This window comes from Halomonas sp. AOP7-B1-5, assembly GCF_052353045.1.
Classification (GTDB): Bacteria; Pseudomonadota; Gammaproteobacteria; order Pseudomonadales; family Halomonadaceae; genus Vreelandella; species Vreelandella colorata.
In genome coordinates, this window is the sequence record NZ_JBQTDC010000084.1 from 1 (window position 1) to 4,024 (window position 4,024).

Sequence of the window (4,024 nt, forward strand, 5' to 3'; positions counted from 1 at the left end):
GGTTTATCTGATTCTTGTATAAGGTCTTCTGATTTTTTAAGGATACGGACAGGCGTGATGTAACTTTCTAAAGCTTTGACCTCTTCAGAAGTGCAGAGTTGAAAATTTTCTAATTTTTTTATGAGATTTGTGAGCAAGGAAATCTCCCAGTAAATAAATTTTATATTTATTGTAGTTTTATTACGATAAGATAGATATTTATTAATGGTTTTAATCTATTATTTTAATTGATGTTGACTATTAGCTTGCTTACGTTTGTGGCCATGACTTTTATTATTAATCTCTTGGGTGGAAAAATTTCTAGCTTTGTTATCTAACATGCTAAAAATAAAATCAGAGCATAATAATAGTTAACAAGTCGCGTTACTCAGTTGACCTTTACGGAGATCAATATCTATACCTATATGCCTAGTAAAATTTATAGGCAGTGATGAGCTAAAGCGAAGCTTTGCCATGGAGGCTTGAATGAGTAAGCAGCTGGTAGGTGATTTTTTAGTCCAACGATTAGGTGAGTGGGGCGTAAAACGCATATTTGGTTATTCGGGAGATGGCAGCAACGGCATCATGGGGGCGCTGAACCGAGCAGGTGACCAGTTTGAGTTCGTGCAGGCCCGCCATGAGGAAATGGCCGCTTTTATGGCGTGCGCCCATGCCAAGTTTACCGGAGAGGTCGGCGTCTGTACCGCAACGTCAGGGCCGGGAGCCATTCACCTGCTCAATGGTCTTTACGACGCCAAGAAGGATCATCAGCCCGTTGTCGCTATCGTTGGGCAGCAGGCGCGTGCTGCCTTGGGGGGTGAATACCAGCAGGAAGTCGACCTGGTGTCACTATTTAAGGACGTCGCACATGAATACGTCCACATGGCGACAAGCCCAGCTCAGATCCGCCACCTTGTTGACCGCGCCATACGTATTGCCTTAGCCGAGCGTACCGTAACGGTTATCATTATTCCCAATGATCTTCAGTCTCAGCCAGCAGTTGAAAAGCCCGCTCATGCTCACGGCACGATACATTCGGGCGTCGGCTACTCTAGGCCGCGTACGGTTCCGTACGACGATGACCTTCGCCAGGCAGCTCAGGTACTTAACGAGGGGGAGAGAGTAGCGATTCTGGTGGGCGCCGGGGCGCTGAATGCGACCGATGAGGTTATTCAGGTCGCTGAAAGGCTGGGAGCCGGTGTCGCTAAAGCGTTGCTGGGCCTTGCCGTGCTTCCCGATGATTTACCTTTCGTTACCGGCTCCATTGGGTTATTGGGTACCAATCCAAGCTGGGAGTTGATGGCCAACTGCGACACGCTATTGATGATTGGCTCAAGCTTTCCGTATTCGGAATTCTTGCCTGGAGAAGGCCAGGCACGAGGTGTGCAAATCGACATTGATGGTCGCCAGGTAAGCATGCGCTATCCCATGGAAGTAAATCTTGTAGGGGATAGCGCGGCTACTCTGCAGGCGCTGTTACCCTATTTGGAGCAGAAAACTGATCGTGGCTGGCGTGAAGATATTGAAAAGAGCGTGGGCCAATGGCAGGAGGTGCTTGAGGAACGCGCCATGGCGGTGGCTGAGCCGGTCAATCCGCAGCGAGTCTTCTGGGAGCTGTCGCCACGCCTGCCGGATAATTGCATTCTTACCAGTGATTCCGGTTCTGCTGCCAACTGGTACGCACGCGATCTCAAGCTGCGTCGTGGCATGATGGCATCGCTTTCCGGTGGGCTTGCCACCATGGGGAATGGCGTTCCCTACGCGATAGCAGCCAAGTTCGCCTACCCCGAGAGGGTGGCTATTGCCCTGGTGGGAGATGGTGCCATGCAGATGAACGGTAATTCGGAGCTAATTACCGTTGCCAAGTATTGGCAGCAGTGGGCTGACCCACGCTTGATCGTCATGGTACTCAATAACCGGGATCTTAATCAGGTTACGTGGGAAATGCGTGTGATGGAAGGTGATCCGAAATATGAAGCTTCACAGGATCTTCCCGACTTTCCCTATGCCGAGTATGCCGAGCTCATTGGGCTTAAAGGCATCAAGGTTAGCGACCCTGAGACGCTGGGGAATGCCTGGGATTTGGCTTTGAGTGCCGACCGCCCGGTAGTGCTTGAGGTGATCACTGACCCTGATGTTCCGCCAATTCCGCCGCATATCAAACCCGAACAGGCAAAGGCCTATATGTCGGCGCTACTGCATGGCGATCCGGATGCTGTGGGCATGATAAAAGCATCATTTCGACAGTTCGCCAGGCAGATAACCCCCAAACTGCGCAAGCATTAACACCTGTCGGCGAAGCCGCCTTTATCTACAAGGCGGCATCTACAAGTCGGCATAGCCCAATAACATGAACGCCCTTAACGTGTAGAAGGAGAACCCTATGCCTTTAAAAGCGCTGGCTATCAATTGTACGCTTAAAGCATCACCTGCTGAGTCTTCCTGTGATCGGCTTATATCCGAGATATTGGCAGCGCTTGCGCGCCATGGTGTTGTTGGTGAGCAGATTCGGGCCGCGGACTTCAATATCAAGCCTGGTGTGACATCTGATGAAGGTGAGGGCGACGATTGGCCTAAAATACGCAAGCAGATTCTGGATGCCGATATATTCATTTTGGGTAGCCCCATCTGGTTAGGGCATCACTCGAGCATCTGCCAGCGTGTACTTGAACGGCTTGATGCTTTTCTTGAGGAAACGGATGATCAGGGACGAATGGTCTCTTATGGCCGTGTCGCGGGTGTGGCGGTAGTAGGTAATGAGGATGGTGCCCATCACATCGTCGCCGAACTCTTCCAGGGCTTGAACGACGTTGGTTTTACCATACCTGCGAATGCCTGTACCTATTGGGTGGGTGAAGCCATGCAGGGGGACGACTACAAAGATTTAGACCAAGCACCAGAAACCACGCAGAGCGCGACGAAAGCGCTAGCACTTAACTGCGCCCACTTGGCCACGTTATTAAAGCAGAACCAGTATCCTGAGCAAGAGAGCTAGTCCTTCAAAGAACTGTTGATGTTTCATTCACTGATCTGTTTGTACGAACCTGTTTATACGAACCACTTTGTAAGAATCTGTTTGTACGGACCTAGTTCCACGGGCTGAGCCGTAAAGGAGGCTTGGATGCGTAATTTTATAGCTGAGTATGCAGCAAGCTGACTATACGCAGTTATTTTTGTTATCAGCTAAGCTATAGGTGTGCATGGCATGATGCTTTGCATACAACAAGGAGAAATTTTAAATGGCATTTCCGAAACGATGTGCCCAGTGTGGCAGCGAAGATTTCCGTTTTCCTGGTAACACCGATGAAGATGAAACTATTTACTGCAATTCCTGTAATGCTGTGGTGGGCGATAAGAAAGAACTAGCAAAAGAGGAGGTCGATGATGAAGGTGAGGGCGACCATCAAGTGGAGTCGCTGCTTAGATCGTTAAGTGGTAAGAAATAGTCGCATCGTTCTGTTTCTGCATTATTACCGTCCACCAGTCCGTGTTGCGCTAAGACTGGTGGATGTTCCTTCGGTGATAGACACCAAATTCATTCTGGCGTCTTTATGGAGCTTGCTTCGTTACTTAGCGGGCAGGCTGCTTAGCTACTCAACCAGCATATTGTTCGTTAAGTTCATTCACCATTTCATCTGCTTCAGGCTTGGTCGTGCAGCGTTTACGTACTAGCTCACCATCTCGTTGATCAGCGTCACGCATATCCACTACCCACCACTCTGGCTGTGCGTCAATTTCTATGCCTTCCTGAACTGCTCTGTAAACTATAAACGTCGCCATTATCCTCTCCTTGGTTTGTCAATCCGGTTGATTAATCCTTTTATAACGTAGCTTATGAAGCACGGGTTGAGTACCAAGCCTGCAGCTAACCAGTCGATTTTAAAAAACTTCTTAACATGTATTAGGCGTCTGACTGCGAGCTTGGAAATAACTACCCGGCGGTGCTAGCTTAAAATGGAGCTGGCGGCTCATGGTCTATTAATGAGAGGGAGAGAAAGGTATGGATAACCACACGCAAGGCCTTACAGGCAACGGATTGGACGTT

General features: G+C 49.2%; 4 protein-coding genes. 3 read left to right on the top strand and 1 reads right to left on the bottom strand.

The window, feature by feature from the left end; all coding sequences use genetic code 11:
- Positions 1-465: 465 nt before the first annotated feature.
- The 3 genes from ACT3XD_RS19305 to ACT3XD_RS19315 all read left to right on the top strand — a co-directional run bounded on the left by ACT3XD_RS19305 (position 466) and on the right by ACT3XD_RS19315 (position 3,425).
- Positions 466-2,265, top strand: coding sequence for a thiamine pyrophosphate-requiring protein (locus tag ACT3XD_RS19305; RefSeq protein ID WP_192539892.1), 1,800 nt, complete (start codon positions 466-468; stop codon positions 2,263-2,265).
- Between the two features lie 97 nt (positions 2,266-2,362).
- A complete protein-coding gene (locus ACT3XD_RS19310) occupies positions 2,363-2,974 on the top strand; it encodes a flavodoxin family protein (RefSeq protein ID WP_192539891.1) in 612 nt (203 codons plus the stop codon).
- Positions 2,975-3,218: 244 nt separating this feature from the next.
- Positions 3,219-3,425, top strand: a complete 207-nt coding sequence (locus ACT3XD_RS19315) for a hypothetical protein (RefSeq protein WP_192539890.1) — start codon at positions 3,219-3,221, stop codon at positions 3,423-3,425.
- A 148-nt stretch (positions 3,426-3,573) separates the two neighbouring features.
- Here the strand turns inward: ACT3XD_RS19315 and ACT3XD_RS19320 are convergent, their stop codons facing one another.
- Complete coding sequence (locus ACT3XD_RS19320) at positions 3,574-3,759, bottom strand: hypothetical protein (protein WP_192539889.1); 186 nt, start codon at positions 3,757-3,759, stop codon at positions 3,574-3,576.
- Positions 3,760-4,024: the final 265 nt, after the last annotated feature.

What these genes read in the sequence shown, in the direction of transcription:
- ACT3XD_RS19315 (WP_192539890.1), top strand. Translation starts at nt 3,219, where the DNA reads ATGGCATTTCCGAAACGATGTGCCCAGTGTGGCAGCGAAGATTTCCGT.
- ACT3XD_RS19320 (WP_192539889.1), bottom strand. Translation starts at nt 3,759, where the DNA reads ATGGCGACGTTTATAGTTTACAGAGCAGTTCAGGAAGGCATAGAAATT.
- ACT3XD_RS19305 (WP_192539892.1), top strand. Translation starts at nt 466, where the DNA reads ATGAGTAAGCAGCTGGTAGGTGATTTTTTAGTCCAACGATTAGGTGAG.
- ACT3XD_RS19310 (WP_192539891.1), top strand. Translation starts at nt 2,363, where the DNA reads ATGCCTTTAAAAGCGCTGGCTATCAATTGTACGCTTAAAGCATCACCT.